General features: G+C 48.1%; 11 protein-coding genes. All 11 read left to right on the top strand.

The window, feature by feature from the left end:
- Window positions 1-20: 20 nt before the first annotated feature.
- On the top strand, window positions 21-1460 hold the full coding sequence (locus C0638_RS03185; RefSeq protein ID WP_058710807.1) for a 3' terminal RNA ribose 2'-O-methyltransferase Hen1: 1440 nt from the start codon (window positions 21-23) through the stop codon (window positions 1458-1460).
- Entirely contained in the window at window positions 1457-4066 is a 2610-nt protein-coding gene (locus C0638_RS03180; RefSeq protein ID WP_102163350.1) for a polynucleotide kinase-phosphatase, read from the top strand. The genes C0638_RS03185 and C0638_RS03180 overlap by 4 nt, the downstream gene beginning before the upstream one ends.
- A gap of 20 nt (window positions 4067-4086) precedes the next feature.
- The gene (locus tag C0638_RS03175; RefSeq protein ID WP_102163349.1) at window positions 4087-4884 is read left to right on the top strand and encodes a TatD family hydrolase; all 798 of its coding nucleotides are present in this window, start codon (window positions 4087-4089) and stop codon (window positions 4882-4884) included.
- Window positions 4885-5341: 457 nt separating this feature from the next.
- Complete coding sequence (locus C0638_RS03170; protein ID WP_102163348.1) at window positions 5342-5938, top strand: ECF transporter S component; 597 nt, start codon at window positions 5342-5344, stop codon at window positions 5936-5938.
- On the top strand, window positions 5938-7422 hold the full coding sequence (locus tag C0638_RS03165; protein WP_102163347.1) for an ABC transporter ATP-binding protein: 1485 nt from the start codon (window positions 5938-5940) through the stop codon (window positions 7420-7422). Before C0638_RS03170 ends, C0638_RS03165 begins: the two co-directional genes overlap by 1 nt.
- Complete coding sequence (locus tag C0638_RS03160) at window positions 7397-8188, top strand: energy-coupling factor transporter transmembrane component T family protein (RefSeq protein ID WP_013369582.1); 792 nt, start codon at window positions 7397-7399, stop codon at window positions 8186-8188. The genes C0638_RS03165 and C0638_RS03160 overlap by 26 nt, the downstream gene beginning before the upstream one ends.
- A gap of 138 nt (window positions 8189-8326) precedes the next feature.
- A complete protein-coding gene (locus tag C0638_RS03155; RefSeq protein WP_058828989.1) occupies window positions 8327-9052 on the top strand; it encodes a methionine ABC transporter ATP-binding protein in 726 nt (241 codons plus the stop codon).
- A complete protein-coding gene (locus C0638_RS03150; protein WP_013369584.1) occupies window positions 9045-9716 on the top strand; it encodes a methionine ABC transporter permease in 672 nt (223 codons plus the stop codon). Before C0638_RS03155 ends, C0638_RS03150 begins: the two co-directional genes overlap by 8 nt.
- Before the next feature lie 143 nt (window positions 9717-9859).
- The gene (locus tag C0638_RS03145) at window positions 9860-10717 is read left to right on the top strand and encodes a MetQ/NlpA family ABC transporter substrate-binding protein (protein ID WP_064962525.1); all 858 of its coding nucleotides are present in this window, start codon (window positions 9860-9862) and stop codon (window positions 10715-10717) included.
- A 346-nt stretch (window positions 10718-11063) separates the two neighbouring features.
- Window positions 11064-11483, top strand: coding sequence for a hypothetical protein (locus C0638_RS03140; RefSeq protein ID WP_102163346.1), 420 nt, complete (start codon window positions 11064-11066; stop codon window positions 11481-11483).
- 15 nt (window positions 11484-11498) lie between these two features.
- On the top strand, window positions 11499-16466 hold the full coding sequence (locus tag C0638_RS03135; RefSeq protein ID WP_102163345.1) for a DUF4132 domain-containing protein: 4968 nt from the start codon (window positions 11499-11501) through the stop codon (window positions 16464-16466).
- Window positions 16467-16551 lie beyond the last annotated feature (85 nt).

Below are 16551 nucleotides of genomic sequence, written 5' to 3'. Positions count from 1 at the left end.
TTGGGAGGGAGAAGTAGAGTATGCATATCACGCTAAAAGCAACCGGAAATAATGCCGGGATGATTTCGCATTTGCTTGCCAAAAATCCCTATAATACGTATGATCGCACGGAAAAGGGTGCGCGTGTACGCATGGTGTACACCGTGTTTACCGAGGAAGAGGCAGAAATCGTCATTCAGGCTTCGCCAGATTCGATAGATTTGGTCAAAAACAGTCCAGATAGCTATGATATTACACAGTATATTAATGACCGGGAGTTTGTAACCAGTAGCTTGTTCTGTACCTATATTCGCGGCACGCTTGGTACGGCCCTGAACGGCAAACCCAAGGAAGACTATATAGCATGGGTGACGCATCCTTTTGCATTGGAGTTATCGTTTGGACCTGTTGCGTCGGATTTGCCAGATGCTGTGGTGGAGGGACTATTTGCGCCGCTGGGCTATCAAGTGACCATAGAACGAGGGGAAGCGGATTATTCTTTTCAGCTGAAAAATCGAAGCACCGTCAGATATGTCACGCTAAGTGGTCATCAGACGGTGCAATATGCGCTGCGTCAGTTATTGCTGTTGATTCCAGTGTTGGATAATTATAAGCACTACTATATTAGCGAAGAAGAGTTTGACAAGCTGAGACGTTACGGTGAAGGCTGGTTGTCAGCGCATCCGCTACGCGAGCTCATCATTCGACGTACACTTCATTTTACCAACCTGATTGAGCAATTTGAGCAATCTGATTCTGCTGCTACACGGACTAAAAAACATGCGATCCAAGAACAAAAGCATAATCACGAACAGGATCAGCAGCAAGAACAGTCACTGGAGGAAGGGACGCAACAGCCTACTGTACGGCTCAATGAGCTGCGGTATCAAGCCATTATGGATGTGATTCGCAAGCTGCCCCGAAGACAGAAAATCGTAGATTTTGGTTCAGGGGAAGGGAAGCTTTCGGCTCGCTTGGCCCGAATGAAGGGCATTGAAGAGATTTGGGCTGTGGAGCCGTCTGCTTATGCACAGGTGAGGGCTGTGGAGCGTTTTGCCAAGCTGGAAAGGCATGCCGACGCCATTCGCCCTACACCTATGATGGGCTCTCTCTTTTATTATGATGAACAATTGCGAGGGAAAGATGTGATGATCCTGTGTGAAGTCATTGAGCACGTGGATGAGCATCGTCTGAACCGGGTGATGAATACGATTGTGACAGAATATCAGCCAGGTATGCTGATCGTGACGACTCCCAATCGCGAATATAATGAAGTGTATCGTATGGATCAGCAAGAGCTGCGGCATGGCGATCACCGATTTGAATGGAGCAGAAGTGAGTTTCGTGAACGATGCGAGCAATGGATTGAGGAAGCTCCTTATTCATTAGCGCTGGAAGGGATCGGAGAAGAGGTCGAAGGCTTTGGACAACCGACCCAAATGGCTGTATTTACGCGCAGAAAGGAGCCGAAGAATTCATGAGCATTTCATCCGAACGAACGATTGATTTACCGCATGCTGGACTGGTTGTATTGGTAGGGGCCTCGAATAGTGGTAAAACCACTTTACTGGACAGGCTGGTGAGCGAAGGGGTTCTACTGGAAACGGAAGTGGTATCCTCGGATCATTTTCGCAAGCTGGTCGGAGATACGGAATTTATTGACTGGCGCGGACTTCCAAGGCTGGAATCGGACATGCTGTTTTATGAGTATCAGCAGATGTCAGCCAAGGCGTTTGAGGCGATGGATACCATTCTGGCTATGCGCTGTCGTCTGAATAAGCTGACAGTTGTGGATGCTACCCATCTGTATGCTGAGGACCGCCAGAAATATGTACAGCTAGCAACCAAGGCACATGTACCTGTGATGGCTTTGGTGCTGGATGTACCCGAATCTGTGCTACTGGAACGTGATTCAGGCAGGGCGCATCCGCGTGGCCGCCAACGGGTCAGGCAGCAGGCGCAGCTGTTAAAGCGGAACCTGCGTGGTATCCGGGAAGAAGGCTTTGACGCTTGCTATGTCCTCAAGGATGTAGAAAAGGTTAACTTTGCCCGTCGTGCTCAGCCGCTGTTTCATGATATGGGGGCAGGCATTGATATCATTGGTGACATTCACGGGTGCTACCGTGAGATGCTGGAAGTGATAGAGCGGCTCGGATATATGGAAGATACGGAAGGACTATACCATCATCCAGAAGGCAGAAGACTGGTGTCTGTCGGAGATGTGATGAGCCGTGGCCCAGAATCGTTATTAGCGGTGCAGTTCTGGAAAAAGCACGTGGACGCTGGACTCGCCTACATGATTGACAGCAATCATGGCTGGAAAATCGGTCGTTACCTTGATGGAAGAAAGGTAACTCTCAATCATGGAGATGAACGATTCGCAGAGGAAATGGTTCAATATGAACAAAAAGCGGGCAAGGTAGCAGCGGAACAGCTTAGAGGCGAGCTGAGGGATTTTCTACTACATGCACCCTCTCATCTTATTTTCGGCAGAAACGGGTTGCGGCACGTAGTTGTGACTCATGCGGGGATCAAGGATCATTTTATTGGCAAACAGTCGGCGCGTATTTCTGATTACTGTCGTTATGGAGATACGGAAGGTCAGGATGCAGACGGAAAACCAATCCGCAAAGATTGGTTCGTAGACCATGAATCGGGAGAAATAGTAGTATGGGGACATGATCCGAGACCGCAGCCTACCCTTGTCAATCAGACGGTGAATATTGATCAGGGTGTGGTATTTGGTGGTATGCTGACCGCTTATCGTTATCCGGAAAAGGAATTTGTCAGCGTTCCGGCTCATGAGAATTATGCGAATGATCCCGATAGCCCACTTGTCCGGTGGCAGAGAAAACGGTTTTCCCCGCCGAATTTACGTAAGCTCATCGCTGGTTACAGTGTGCTGACGGAATCGTATGGCGAAGTGCGCGTTCAAGGAGAATCGGTCAAAACCGCTATAGATACCGTGTCACATGTGACGGTACCGATGGAGGAACTGGTGTACATTCCGCCCACGATGAGTCCTGCCCCCAAGGTTTCCGAAGAGGAAGGTTATCTGGAGCATCCGCGTGAAGCGCTAGCTTATTATAGCAGTCAAGGCGTACAAACGATGGTAGCGGAGAAAAAGCATATGGGTAGTCGGGCGATTTTGCTATTATTCAAAAACGAACAGGCTGCTGTTGAATATGTAGGCTACCCGACATTGGGCACGATCTACACCCGAAGCGGACGACCCTTCTTTGAGTCAGGCTTTGGGAAGCAGGTGCTGGAGAAACTGAATGCGGATCTAGTGGATGCCAGATATTTTGAACAGAACCAGACGGATTTTGTGTTGCTGGATGCAGAAATTGTACCGTGGAATCTCAAGGCTCGGGAACTGATTGCTGCACAGTATGCGCATGTGGGTGAAGCAGCTCTGCTGGATCGCAGTAAGCTGGTAGACAAGCTGAAGCAGGCGAAGGTTGCAGGCCGAGAGGTTGGAGACTGGCTGGAGGAAATGGAACAGAAATATGGCAATGCCGTAACGTTCCAAGAGGCTTTTCAAAAATATTGCTGGGATGTGGACGGTCTGGATGAAATTCGTATTGCACCGTTTCATACACTGGCCCACAGCGGACAGACGTTTTTTGACCAATCTCATATTTGGCATATGGAGCACAACCGGGAGCTGGCAGGACTGTCCTCTATATTTATGGAGACAGAGTATCGTGTCATCACGGATGAAACAAGCGAGGAAGAGGTCATTCGCTGGTGGAATGAGATGACAGAGGATGGTCATGAGGGCATTGTGATCAAGCCGGAACGCTTTTTGATGAAAAATCGGGACAAGATGATTCAGCCTGCAATCAAGGTGAGAGGCCGGAAGTACTTGCACATCATTTACGGTATGGATTATCTTGTCCCTGAGAATTTAAAACGTCTGAAGCAGCGTCGAACGAACAAAAAGGAGCGTCATGCCTTGATGGAAGGAGCGCTTGGCATGGAGGGCGTGGAACGTTTTGTCCGCAAGGATACGGTGGAGCGTATTCATGAATGCGTCCTGGCCGCGCTATCTCTGGAATCGGAGCCGATTGATCCGAGATTGTAGTTTGCGAAGGAGGGATTGAGATGGATAGGATTACACCGTTGATTGATATTGGTGTGAACTTGATGCACCGTTCGTTTCATGCAGATCGGGAACAGGTGGTCGAGAGAGCAGCGGCTGTAGGGATTACACCGTTGATTATTACTGGAACCAGTGTTCGCAGTAGTCGAGAGGCCGCTCAGTATGCAGCGCGTTATCCTGGTCAGCTGTATGCTACAGCTGGCGTGCATCCCCATGATGCCAAAAATTGCAGCACAGATACGATTCAACAGCTCCGCCAACTCGCGGTTCAGCCGCAGGTCGTATCCATAGGAGAATGCGGGTTGGACTATAACCGTGATTTTTCTCCGCGTGATGTACAGCGCCGATGGTTTGGAGAGCAGATTCAACTGGCGGGTGAGCTACATATGCCGTTATTTCTGCATGAACGAGATGCGCATGAGGATTTTGTCGCTATGTTGCGAGAGCATCAAGGGCTTGTCGATAAAGCGGTGGTGCATTGTTTTACCGGCACTGCTCAGGAATTGCATACGTATGTGGAAATGGGACTGTATATCGGTATCACAGGCTGGATCTGTGATGAGCGGCGCGGCAAGCATCTGCGTGAGTTGGTGAGGGATATTCCGCTCGACCGGTTGATGATTGAAACGGATGCTCCGTTTCTGACCCCGCGTAATCTGCCTGTGAAGCCCAAAGAAGGGCGTAATGAGCCGATGTATCTCGCTCACATCGCCGCTACGATTGCTGAGTGCACAGGCCGCAGCATGATGGAGATCGAAATCGCGACGACGGAAACAGGCAAACGTTTCTTCGGATTATAGGATTGTCAAAGCCATAGATGTGGTATATATTATAGTGAATTAAAAAGCATTGTCGGGAGCTTGAGATAGTCAGGCTGAGAGGGTGGCCCTTGCCGCCGACCGTGAAATCTGATCTGGGTAATGCCAGCGTAGAGAAACCTAGAACACTATACAAGAAACAGGATTACCGCCTATTGGTGGCGACTAGTCGATGGATTCGTTTCATATCATATATCAAGTTAACGAGCTGCGGGTCTGTAAAAAGTTGCAGACGGACAAACGTGTCTTGTTTTGTACCTGACTTTGGCTCGGTTTCAGTGCAGTAGACTACTGTGCTATATGAGATATGTCGACAACTGATAATGTATGGTGATCATTTTATGACTGCGCATAAAGCTTGCCTGGAGATTCAGCTCCGGACAGGCTTTTTTTTATGGCCAGAAGGCCTATTTTAACGAAAAAGGGGAGCGTATCAACAATGAACACGAATGTAAGAGCGTCGAAAGGGCTGAAGCTGACTGATATTTTGGTCACGATTGTAATCTCCGTGGTGTTCGGGCTAGTCTACAAAATATGGGGACCTGCCTATGATTTAATGAAACCATTCGGTCTACACGCTGAGCAACTGATGTATGGGATGTGGTTTATGGCTGGCACGTTCGCTTATCTTATCATTCGCAAGCCGGGAGTTGCGATTTTGGCAGAAGTGGCCGCGGCCACAGTCAGTGCTTTTTTGGGAAGCGAATGGGGCATGTCCACCTTGTACTATGGTCTGCTGCAAGGCTTGGGAGCGGAGCTGTTCTTTGCGGCTTTTCTGTATCGGAACGCAAACCTGTGGGTCGCTTCATTAGCTGCGGCAGGGGCGGCTGTCACTTCTTTGATTTTAGACTTCAGCTATGGGTATATTGATCAGCTATCGACCTGGAACTATGTTTTGTATATTGGATTTCGGATGATTGGCAGTATTGTGATTGCTGGGGTATTCGCTTTCTATCTGGCTAAGGCGCTGGAGGTAACCGGAGTTACGCGAAGTTTGAGACCGGCAACGGAACAAGATTATAAGGGGCTGGATTGATGAGCGCGGCCAACGAAGATGTGGTGGCTTCGATCACCCGTCTTCGTTTGAAATTTCCCGGTGAGCAAGAGTTGCTTTTCCACAATATGTCCTTATCTGTCCGCAAAGGGGAAAAGCTACTGCTGCTGGGGCCAAGCGGATGCGGCAAATCAACGCTGCTTCAGGTGCTGAGCGGACTGATTCCACGCACGATAGAAGTGCCTATGAAATACGATGCTGCCGTGATCCCGAGTCTCTCTGGTATTGTATTTCAAGATCCTGACACGCAGTTTTGTATGTCGTATGCAGACGAGGAACTGGCTTTTGTGTTGGAAAATAAACAGGTTCCAAGGGAGCAGATGCCATCCCGTATTCGCGAGCTGCTAATGCAGGTTGGTCTATCGACGGATGATATACAATTGCCCATTGCCAGCATGTCAGAGGGAATGAAACAGCGGCTGGCGATTGCCTCTGTGCTGGCTATGGAGCCGGAAGTGCTTTTTCTGGATGAGCCGACAGCTTTGTTGGACGAGGAGGGCACGACACAGGTGTGGGATACCATTCGCAACATTTCGGCAGACCAGACGCTGGTGATCGTAGAGCATAAAATCAATGAAATTGTCCAGGATGTGGATCGGATTGTGGTGCTTTCTGATCAAGGAGAAATGATTGCGGACGGAAGGGCGGAAGACGTATTTCATGTGCATCGGCAGGCATTATCCGAGTATGGCGTGTGGTATCCGGGGATATGGGATGAATCGTCTTCGCCGCGTTGGAGAGAGTCTGTGACGCAGCAGAAAGATGGAGGGCATGCGGATAGTCCGTCCACCTCAGCACCTACAACGGATTTGCTGGAGCTAGAACATTTTAGCGGACTCCGGGGTTTGAGCACAGTCATTTATGTGGAGCAAGCGCAGGTGAAGCCTGGCGACTGGATTGGCGTGGTCGGTGAAAACGGGGCTGGCAAAAGCTCGCTTCTGCTCTCTATGATGCGCTTACTTCACACGCAGGGTCGTTATTGCGTGTGCGGAGCTGAGGCAGGCAATACGGAGCAACTGGCAGAACGCATTGGGTTCGCGTTTCAAAATCCCGAGCTGCAATTTGTAGCGAACACCGTACGAAGGGAACTGGAATATTCGTTACCCAAGAGCCTGTTTACAGCTGAACAGCGTAGGGAAAGAGTGGATCGAATGCTTATACAGTTCGGACTGGAACGGCTGGATGAACGCCATCCGTATCAGCTTTCGTTGGGCCAAAAAAGGCGGTTGAGTATTGCTACCGCTATGATCCGTGAGCCGGAAGTGCTGCTGCTGGACGAACCGACTTTTGGGCAGGATGCGCGTAATACCTTTGTCATGCTGGATATGTTGGAGCAGCTGAGAGCGGCAGGCACGGCCATTGTGATGGTTACGCATGACCCGGAAATTGTCCGTCGATATTGTACCGATGTATGGCGTATTCAGAAAGGGGAACTACAGTATGAGCCTGTCCTTTCCTCATCATGAAACATGGCTGCATCGTGTAAACCCGGGCCTAAAGCTCGTGATGTTTTCCCTGCTGTTTGTGATCGTTATAGTCATCCATGATCCGAACGTTATGTTTAATGTTGCATGTGCTATGCTGCTGTTGCTTGTCTGGTCAGGCCATCCATGGAAGCGGCTGCTCCTGTACGGATCTCCCTTTATATTGGTGTTTATTTCAACCTCAACAGGCATGATGATGTTTGGCAAAGGAGTGACGACCTGGTGGACATGGGGCCTGATCCATATTACGCAGGAAAGCTTTTTCCGAGGCATGCATCTGGGCTTTCGTGCACTGAGTATGGCCGCGGCAGGGTTGCTGTTTGGTTTAACGACTCGTCCGGTGAGCCTTTTTTATTCACTGATGCAGCAATGGAAGCTCCCTCCCAAGTATGCATACAGCTTTTTGGCAGCTATGCGGTTGATGCCGATGATGCTGGAGGAATTTCAGGCTTTGAGACATGCCCACCGTATTCGAGGTTTACACCAGCATGTGTCCAAATGGAATATGTACGCCACGCTCCGCAGGTACGCAATTCCGCTACTCGCTCAAAGTATCCGGCGTGCACAGCGCATTGCTATTGCCATGGAAGCGAAGGGTTTTGCTAATGAAACCAAGCGCACGTATTATTATGCGATCGGCTATTCGGCTGTAGATATTATATTTATTTTTTATTTTGTGGTGCTGCTGATGCTGGCTTGGGGACTTGGTACCTGCTTTCCTTATGTAGGGGTATGGGATGTACGTTAATTGTTGCAAAAGGCTTTGCCCGATTTCTGCTCTGTGGTATATTAATGCAATGGGAATTGACGGCTCGTACAGACCCGCCTGGGCTGGCGGGCTTATTACATTTTCCCGCAGTAATGGATCATCAGGAGGCCAAGTTTCATGATTACGCTGCATCAGGTAAACAAGCATTATACCACCTCAAGCGGCCCATTTCATGCGGTTCAATCCGTGTCCCTTCAAGTGGAGGAGGGGGAGATTCACGGTATCATAGGTGCCAGCGGTGCCGGCAAATCTACGTTGCTCCGGTTGATGAATGTATTGGAAAGACCGGATGAGGGAAACGTGGTTGTGAACGGGGAAGATCTGACTCGCATGCCGGAAAAACGTCTCCGTGAAGCTCGACGATCCATAGGGATGATTTTCCAACATTATCATCTTGTTCACAATCGGACGGTAAGTGGAAATGTAGCAATGCCGTTGGAACTGGCAGGTGTCGCGAAAAAAGAGAGAGCGGAACGCGTGCGCGAATGCCTGCAATTCGTCGGTTTAGCGGATAAGGCAGAACAGTATCCGGCACAACTGAGCGGAGGCCAAAAGCAACGTGTGGCGATTGCCAGAGCACTGGCGAATCGTCCTGCGGTGCTGCTTTGTGATGAGCCGACCTCAGCCCTTGATCCGCAGACGACTGCGGATATTCTAGGCGTGTTACGGGAGATCAACCGTGAACTGGGAGTTACCATTGTAATCGTCACGCATGATATGGACGTGGTACGCAACATTTGTACCCATGTATCAGAAATGCGGGATGGACAGCTGCTTTCAACGCAACGTGTAGCTGACGCTGCGGTAGGTTCAACAGCGAAAGCAGGTGAAGCTGATGAATGAGATGCTAAGCATCATTGCGCAATATCAGTCTGAGATATGGAAAGCCATCGGAGAGACGTTTATCATGGTGGGGATTTCCATCGCAGCAGCTGTACTGTTAGGGCTTCCGGCAGGAACGATTTTGTATTTGTGCGGCAAAGGGCAAAAATATGAAAACCGACTGCTCTTCACCATTCTGAACAGTGTGGTCAATGTCATCCGCTCATTCCCGTTTTTGCTGCTCGTCGTGTTTATGATTCCATTTACACGTCTGGTCGTAGGGACGGCGCTGGGCACGATGGCTGCTACGGTTCCCTTGTCAGTGGTGGCCATCGCCTATTATTCGAGGCTGGTGGAGCAGTCATTGCTTGAGGTGCCCAAGGGTGTGATTGAAGCCGCTACTTCTATGGGAGCATCCACCCTCCAGCTTATTTTTAAATTTCTATACGTGGAAGCCCGTTCCGGGCTAGTACTGGGTTTGACCACGTCCACCATTAGCTTCATCTCCTACTCCACGGTGATGGGCATTGTGGGCGGTGGCGGGGTAGGCGATTTTGCCATTCGCTACGGTTACCAGCGGTTTGAAACAGGCTTGATGGCGTTCACCATCGTCGTTATGATTATTTTCGTACAAACGATCCAGTTCACCGGAAGCACCATATCCCGACGGATCGACAAGCGATAGGGCAGAATTGTAACTTTTCGCTACACTTGCACCACTCACTATGGGAAAGAGAAATGACTTTACAGTGCCTCAAAAGCGGAGCGGCTATACTGTAACTCATTAACATCTTCCCAATCACAACTAATTTGGAGGTTCATCATCGAATGAGTCGGAAAAACAACATGAAAACGAACTTGAAATTACTTACACTATTTGCAGTCGTTATGCTGCTGGTTGCCGGATGCGGTGGTCAAAAGCAGGCTACACAAGAAACAACAACTAAAGAAGCAGCTTCCCAAAAAGAAGTAACATTGAAAGTAGCCACGCTAATCCCACCGATGACAGATGTGCTGGATATCGTGAAGCCATTGCTTAAACAGGACGGAGTCAATCTGGAAATCGTCGTGCTGTCAGACAATATCCAGCCGAACAACGCATTAGCAAGCCGTGAAGTGGATGCTAACTTCTTTCAGCATGCACCGTTTATGCAACAATATAATGAAAGCAACAAATCTGATTTGGTAGCAGTAAAACCAATCTATAACGCCATTTATGGCGCGTACTCCAAAAAATACAAGAACGTTAAAGACCTGCCCGAAGGTGCGACGATTGCCATTGCCAATGATCCGGCCAATACGGGACGTTCTTTGGTAATGATGGAGCAAAACGGTTTGATCAAGCTTAAAGAAGGCGTAGGCTATAATGCTACACAGGCTGATATTATTGAGAATAAGAAAAAGTTTGTGTTTAGAGAAGTGGATTTGTTGATGCTGGCGCGGTCGCTGGATGATGTGGACATGGCTGCCATGTATCCCGCATATGCCAAGCCGCTCGGTCTGACACCGAAGAAGGACGCACTGATTACCGAAAAAGATGATACGCACTTTGCCATTAATTTGGTAGCGCGTAAGGATAATGCAGATTCTGATGCCATTCAAAAGCTGGCAAAACGAATGACCGGACCGGAAGTACGTAAATTTTTTGAGGACAATTACAAGGATAGCGTTGTTCCAGCATTTTAAATAAATAAGTATTGAAACATTATTTTTGATGATATTTGACCTGTATAATGGAGTGAAGTCTGTAAAGAGCAGATGGTCTCCCTTGTGCAGGTCTTTTTCTTTTTCATCCTTAATATGGATGAATTTCATCGAAAACAGGGTACAAAGTCTTATTTTTTAAGATTTGGGGTGTTACAACGTTGTGAATTTTGGTCATTAAGGGCGATAGAGTAATGATAAGGAACATATTAAAATAATTATACGAACAAACATTCGTCTTTCATTTTATTAATGATGTTTGTATGAGGGTCGAGAAATTCAGCTGACAACGGGTAAAAAGTGTGAATAAACAAGGAAGGGAAACGATATGAAGCTGTTTGTAACTGTAAAAAGTTTGGGAAAGCGCAAGCCCGCACTCGCACGAAACGAAATAGAGCTGAACCCTACTCCAGAAACATTGCGAGATTTGATTACTGCAACCGTTGCCCTGAATGTTCAGAAACTACGGGAAAAGCAGGAGAGTGTCGCGCTGATTCCGTTCCTCACGGGAGAGGAAATTCAGGCACAAGGCGAGATAGGCAAAGTAGGATTTGGTTCCATATATAATGACGGTGTTCCTGATATTGAGGATGCCGTGAACACGGCGATGCAGGCCTTTGAAGATGGATTATACAGAGTTTTTGTATGTGATGAGGAAGCGATTGAACTGGATGCTCCTTTGTCACTTCATGCAGGGGATGAGATTGTATTTATACGCTTCACAATGTTGGCTGGAGGCCTATGGTAGAGGAGGAGACGAAATATGCATCAGGAGAACAATGAGCAAGAATATTTCGCCACACTGAAAGAGCGCGCAGCGCAACTGGGTGAACAACAACAGGAGTTGGCTCAGTATGTTGTGGAACTGGGTAAGCTTCATTACATACAAGAGGTCGAGGAGTCATTTATCGAATGTCAGCGAATATTGAAAGAACGGGCGGCAGAAAGCGGAGAACGGCTGTTCAAGCCACTGGCAGAGGTACTGCGTGCTCTAATTGGACAAACAGCTGGCAATGTGTTCGCACATCTAACAGAACATGTGACTGAATATCCATACAGCACCGGATATGAGCGCAGACCGTTTCGCACTTCGGATATTACCGCTCATACTTCCCGAATTTATAAAAAAATGGTGCAGTTGATCCGAATGGACTGTATCGGATTCTCTATAGTGGATTATTTAACGAAAAAAGACTATGAACCAGGCAGGGATTACCGAATTCAGGAGACGATTGGTGATTGGATTGCTTACGAGCTAGACAATGGCAATTCACAGGTGCTTGAGGCGCTAAAAGCTATTATTTATGGGGATAATCAGGCGGCGCTACTTACTCGCAATATGATTAAAGGCATGCTGCTGAGCCATCAAGAAGAGAATTATCACATGATTGGCGAGCTGCTGGCAGCGGCCAAGCTTCAGGAGGGATTGCGCCAAAGCATTGTGGAGCAAATGGATGAAGGAACTCCAGAGGCTCTCATTTATCTGTTAAAGGTGATCATCGACCAAGGCTTCATTCGTTACAGTTCGGTGGTGCGGGCGCTTGCAGTCTGGACGGGCATGGGCTTGGAATCCGCGAATCAGCGGGTCGTTCGCCAATTGATCGAGCAGGCATATGAAGCATTGACTCGCAGTGAATTGCGCCAGGAATGGCTGACCAGCTCAAATGCTAACGAACTGTATATGAGTTTGTGGGCTACAGCAGTACATGAGGAACGTGACTTGTATGGACAGGTTCGCCAACTTATGGAGCAGGGAGCAGCTTACCAGAAGATTGTAGCACAATATGTACTGTCTAATACTAAAAACAAGGATCTGCGCCTCGGAATTGCTAGAGAATATCTGGATAAGACGGATCCGGAGCTTCGCTATTGGATACTCACGAACTATACAACTGATTATTTTTATGAATGGGTAGAAGGCGGGACGGTTGCGGATCGAATCGTTAAAGTGGCGCGCACTCCTTTGTTGGAGAGCAAAGAGGAGCGTCGTAAGGATTTTGAACGACTTCATAACCTGTTTGTACATATGAAAAAGGGAGAGTCTACCGAGCCCTCCAAGGTACTGGATTATGTAAATCTGTATCACCGCTCGGATGCAGCTATTCAAAAAATGCTGTATCTCGCTGGTTATGATATGGACGCTTCCTGGATTGGGGAAATTATAGCCTTAAAGGATCAGATTAGCCCTAATCTGCGCGGCGAGATATTGAATCATTTTGTGCAGAATCCTGAGGATGCGGTACAGCGTGACTTTATTTTTTCCAGCTTGTCTGACAAAAGTATGAGTATCCGTGAGTTCGCTGTGGCTAAGGCGCGTAAGCTGACGCTGTCGGAACCAGAAATGCAGCAAATGGAAGCCTTATTAAAGCTCAAGACAGGCTCGTTGCGACAAAGTGTCATCGGTGTGTTGCTTTCACAATCGGAAGAGCCGCTAGCTGGCTCTTTGGAACGCTTGCTTCGTGCTAAGGCGGAACTGCAACGATTGGGTGGCCTGGAAATTTTGACGAAGATATATGCAGATCCTGATCGTGCCGAGCAGTATGAAAGCCTGCGGTCTTTGGCGGATATCATTCAGCAACCCACCGCCAAAGAGGAGCAACTGCTGTCCAAGTTGGGACAGGAGGATGCTTATACAGGGACAAACGGGTTTGGCCTGTACGATCCGAATGTCAAGGAAGCTTGGTTGGAAGAGAAAGTTGATCTGGGTGATTTCCGAATGGCCGATGTTTTTGTTAGCCCATTGGAGAAGCTCAAGCAGTTCTTGAATGGACTGGATGAACTGGTTCATCATCATCGTGATGTGGAATATACTGCGGAGTATTATTCAGGCTACAAAGATACATTGCTTATTGGGACGAACCTTCGCCCTCTACGGATGATTCAGGTCGATGAAGAAGTAGATTCTAGGCTGTCTTTATATCCTCTTTACGAGGAATGGGACTGTTATTTGCAGGAAAGCGGCATAAAAGCGCGTGATCTGCTGGAGCTTGTTTTTTATGATCGATTGGAGCCTATGGACCGAACTTTGGATCGTTACTATCGATATTTCTCATTTAACTTTGGCTATTCAGAACAAAGCAAGCACAAGCTGTTGGAAGGATGGCGTAAAGACTTCGCCGAGCAAATGTATCCTTTAGAGCGGATTAACGAGGTTCAAAAGTGGATGGCAGAGCTGACCTATACCGATCAGGTAAGCACATTAATTAATGCCTATTTTATGGACACAGCCGGAGCCGAGACATTTGACGTAATCGACCTTGCCTTAAATTCACTGATGCAGAGTATGCCTAAGGATAGACCTGCAGAGGATATGGGAATGTTTCATCTATTGTCCAGTCCGTGGGTGGCATTGGAGAAGGGACGAATTCATGATAGTGAGTCCTTTAAGCGCTTTTTCCATACCTTTATGAACTACGCAGAATGGCCAGGAATGGAAAATCGATTTTATTCTCCGCTGGATCTGGAGGATTACTTCAAAGCCTATGAAAAAGGGCTGATTGGTGTAGGTGAAGTGTATCGGGAGCTGTTGGCCAGTAGTGATAGCAGAAGCCATATGAGCACCTTAACCAATGCCCGTAATACATGGATTTCCAGCAAACCAGAATTTTTGGAGATACGTCGTACGGTTATTGATCGACTGCTGGAGGTTGAATTGGTTCGAGGCGACTTGCCTACCGAGGCCACACCAAAGGTGATGGGTCTGAGCCGGATTGAAGGCATGGATTATTTTATCCGTATTCTGGAGGGTCTCGACAAGGAAACGTTCGTGCGTGGTTATGTGTACGGCTACGGTGATCGTATTACCAAAAAGGAATCGTTCAGCCACTTACTCAAGGCGTGTTATCCAAGTGATGGCGAGGATGCTGCATTGCTCAAGGAAAAGCTGAAACACACTAAAATTACAGATAAACGCCTGCTGGAGGCGGCAATGTATGCCCCGCAATGGATTGAGATTGTAGCAGGTTATCTCGGATGGGAAGGACTTCGCAGTGCGGCATGGTACTTCCATGCGCATATCAATGAAGGCTTTTCGGCTGAGAAAGAAACGATTGTAGCTCATTACTCACCGATAGCTCCGCAGGATTTTAATGACGGTGCCTTCGATATTCACTGGTTTCATGAGGCCTATGAGACGCTGGGCGAGGAACGATTTGATCTGCTGTACGATTGTGCCAAGTATATTTCGGCTGGAGCCAATCATCGTCGCTCCCAGTTGTTTGCGGATGCAACGCTGGGTAAGCTGAAACGGAGTAAAATGGAAAAATCAGTGGAAGACAAGCGAAATAAAGACCATTTGTTGACCTACAGTCTGATTCCACTTGCAGAGCCGCCTGAATCAGATGTCCGCGAACGTTATGATTTTATCCAGAAGTTTCTGGAACAAAGCAAAAAATTCGGGGCACAGCGTAAGGCTAGTGAGGCACTGGTTTCACGGATTGCGCTCGGGAATTTGGCACGTAACGCAGGTTATGATGACGTAACCCGTCTCGTCTGGGACATGGAAGCTCGCAAGCTGGATGATCTCCGCTCTTATTTTGAGCCTCAGGCCTTGGATGAGGCTACAACGATACAACTCGTTATTGATGATGAAGGAGCAGCAGATATTGAAATTGTCAGCAAAGGGAAGACGCTGAAATCCATTCCGGCTCGTTTCAAGAAGGATGAGTATGTTACGTCGTTGAAAGAGCTTAAAGGAGATCTGGTAGACCAATATCGCAGAGCTCGCAAAGAATTGGAGCGCTCTATGGAGTCTGGTACGACCTTTATGGTAAAGGAATTGAGAGGACTGCTAGGCAATCCTGTGCTTGCTCCGCTGGTGCGGACACTGGTTTTCAAGGCTGGCGATCACCTTGGATATTTTAACGGGGATACGTTAGCGTTGACTGCTCCTTCTGCTGAACAGCATACTATTGGAGAAGAAGATAAGCTGATTATCGCACATCCACTTCATTTGTACGAAAGTGGTCGTTGGAGTGAATTCCAGAAGGACCTATTCGACCGTCAGATACGCCAGCCATTTAAACAGGTGTTCCGTGAGCTGTATCTGCTGAATGCTGATGAACGTGCTAACGCGACAGTTTCCCGTCGGTATGCGGGACACCAGGTACAGCCGAATAAAACGGTATCTCTACTAAAAGGTCGCCAATGGACGGTCAGCTATGAGGACGGACTCCAAAAGGTGTTCTATGCCGATAATCTGATTGCGAACCTGTATGCCATGGCCGACTGGTTCTCACCAGCGGACACTGAGGCTCCTACACTGGAGACCGTGCAGTTCTTTGATCGGACAACATATAAGAGCGTGCCTTTGGAGGAGGTCCCCCCTGTTCTGTTCTCTGAAGTTATGCGGGACGTGGATTTGGTTGTCAGTGTTGCTCATGTAGGCGGCGTTGATCCAGAGGCTAGTCTGACGACCGTTGAAATGCGTAAGGTCATTGTACAGGAATCTCTTCGTCTGCTGAAAATTAGCAATGTACGCTTAGATGGGAATTATGCACGTATAGATGGGAATCTTGGCGAGTATGCGGTCCACCTCGGAAGCGGTGGGGTCTACAAGCAAGCGAAGGGAGCACTGCACATTATTCCGGTGCATTCGCAGCATCGTGGGCGCATCTTCTTACCATTTCTGGATGAGGATCCAAGAACAGCCGAGATTCTATCCAAAATAGCATTGCTGGCTGAGGATCAGAAGATCAAGGATCCGCAAATTCTTGCACAGCTTCAAGCGTAGGATAGATATTGTAATATAGAGAAAAATAGAGAAAATCATAATTAACTCAACGTTCGTACTTAGACATGGGTTTCAATCGACTATA

The sequence above is a fragment of the Paenibacillus sp. lzh-N1 genome (assembly GCF_002872435.1).
GTDB classification, from domain to species: Bacteria; Bacillota; Bacilli; order Paenibacillales; family Paenibacillaceae; genus Paenibacillus; species Paenibacillus polymyxa_C.
Note: the sequence above shows the minus strand (reverse complement) of the source record. Positions and strands in the feature narration are given on the sequence as shown.

What these genes read in the sequence shown, in the direction of transcription:
- C0638_RS03185 (WP_058710807.1), top strand. Translation starts at nt 21, where the DNA reads ATGCATATCACGCTAAAAGCAACCGGAAATAATGCCGGGATGATTTCG.
- C0638_RS03180 (WP_102163350.1), top strand. Translation starts at nt 1,457, where the DNA reads ATGAGCATTTCATCCGAACGAACGATTGATTTACCGCATGCTGGACTG.
- C0638_RS03175 (WP_102163349.1), top strand. Translation starts at nt 4,087, where the DNA reads ATGGATAGGATTACACCGTTGATTGATATTGGTGTGAACTTGATGCAC.
- C0638_RS03170 (WP_102163348.1), top strand. Translation starts at nt 5,342, where the DNA reads ATGAACACGAATGTAAGAGCGTCGAAAGGGCTGAAGCTGACTGATATT.
- C0638_RS03165 (WP_102163347.1), top strand. Translation starts at nt 5,938, where the DNA reads ATGAGCGCGGCCAACGAAGATGTGGTGGCTTCGATCACCCGTCTTCGT.
- C0638_RS03160 (WP_013369582.1), top strand. Translation starts at nt 7,397, where the DNA reads ATGAGCCTGTCCTTTCCTCATCATGAAACATGGCTGCATCGTGTAAAC.
- C0638_RS03155 (WP_058828989.1), top strand. Translation starts at nt 8,327, where the DNA reads ATGATTACGCTGCATCAGGTAAACAAGCATTATACCACCTCAAGCGGC.
- C0638_RS03150 (WP_013369584.1), top strand. Translation starts at nt 9,045, where the DNA reads ATGAATGAGATGCTAAGCATCATTGCGCAATATCAGTCTGAGATATGG.
- C0638_RS03145 (WP_064962525.1), top strand. Translation starts at nt 9,860, where the DNA reads ATGAGTCGGAAAAACAACATGAAAACGAACTTGAAATTACTTACACTA.
- C0638_RS03140 (WP_102163346.1), top strand. Translation starts at nt 11,064, where the DNA reads ATGAAGCTGTTTGTAACTGTAAAAAGTTTGGGAAAGCGCAAGCCCGCA.
- C0638_RS03135 (WP_102163345.1), top strand. Translation starts at nt 11,499, where the DNA reads ATGCATCAGGAGAACAATGAGCAAGAATATTTCGCCACACTGAAAGAG.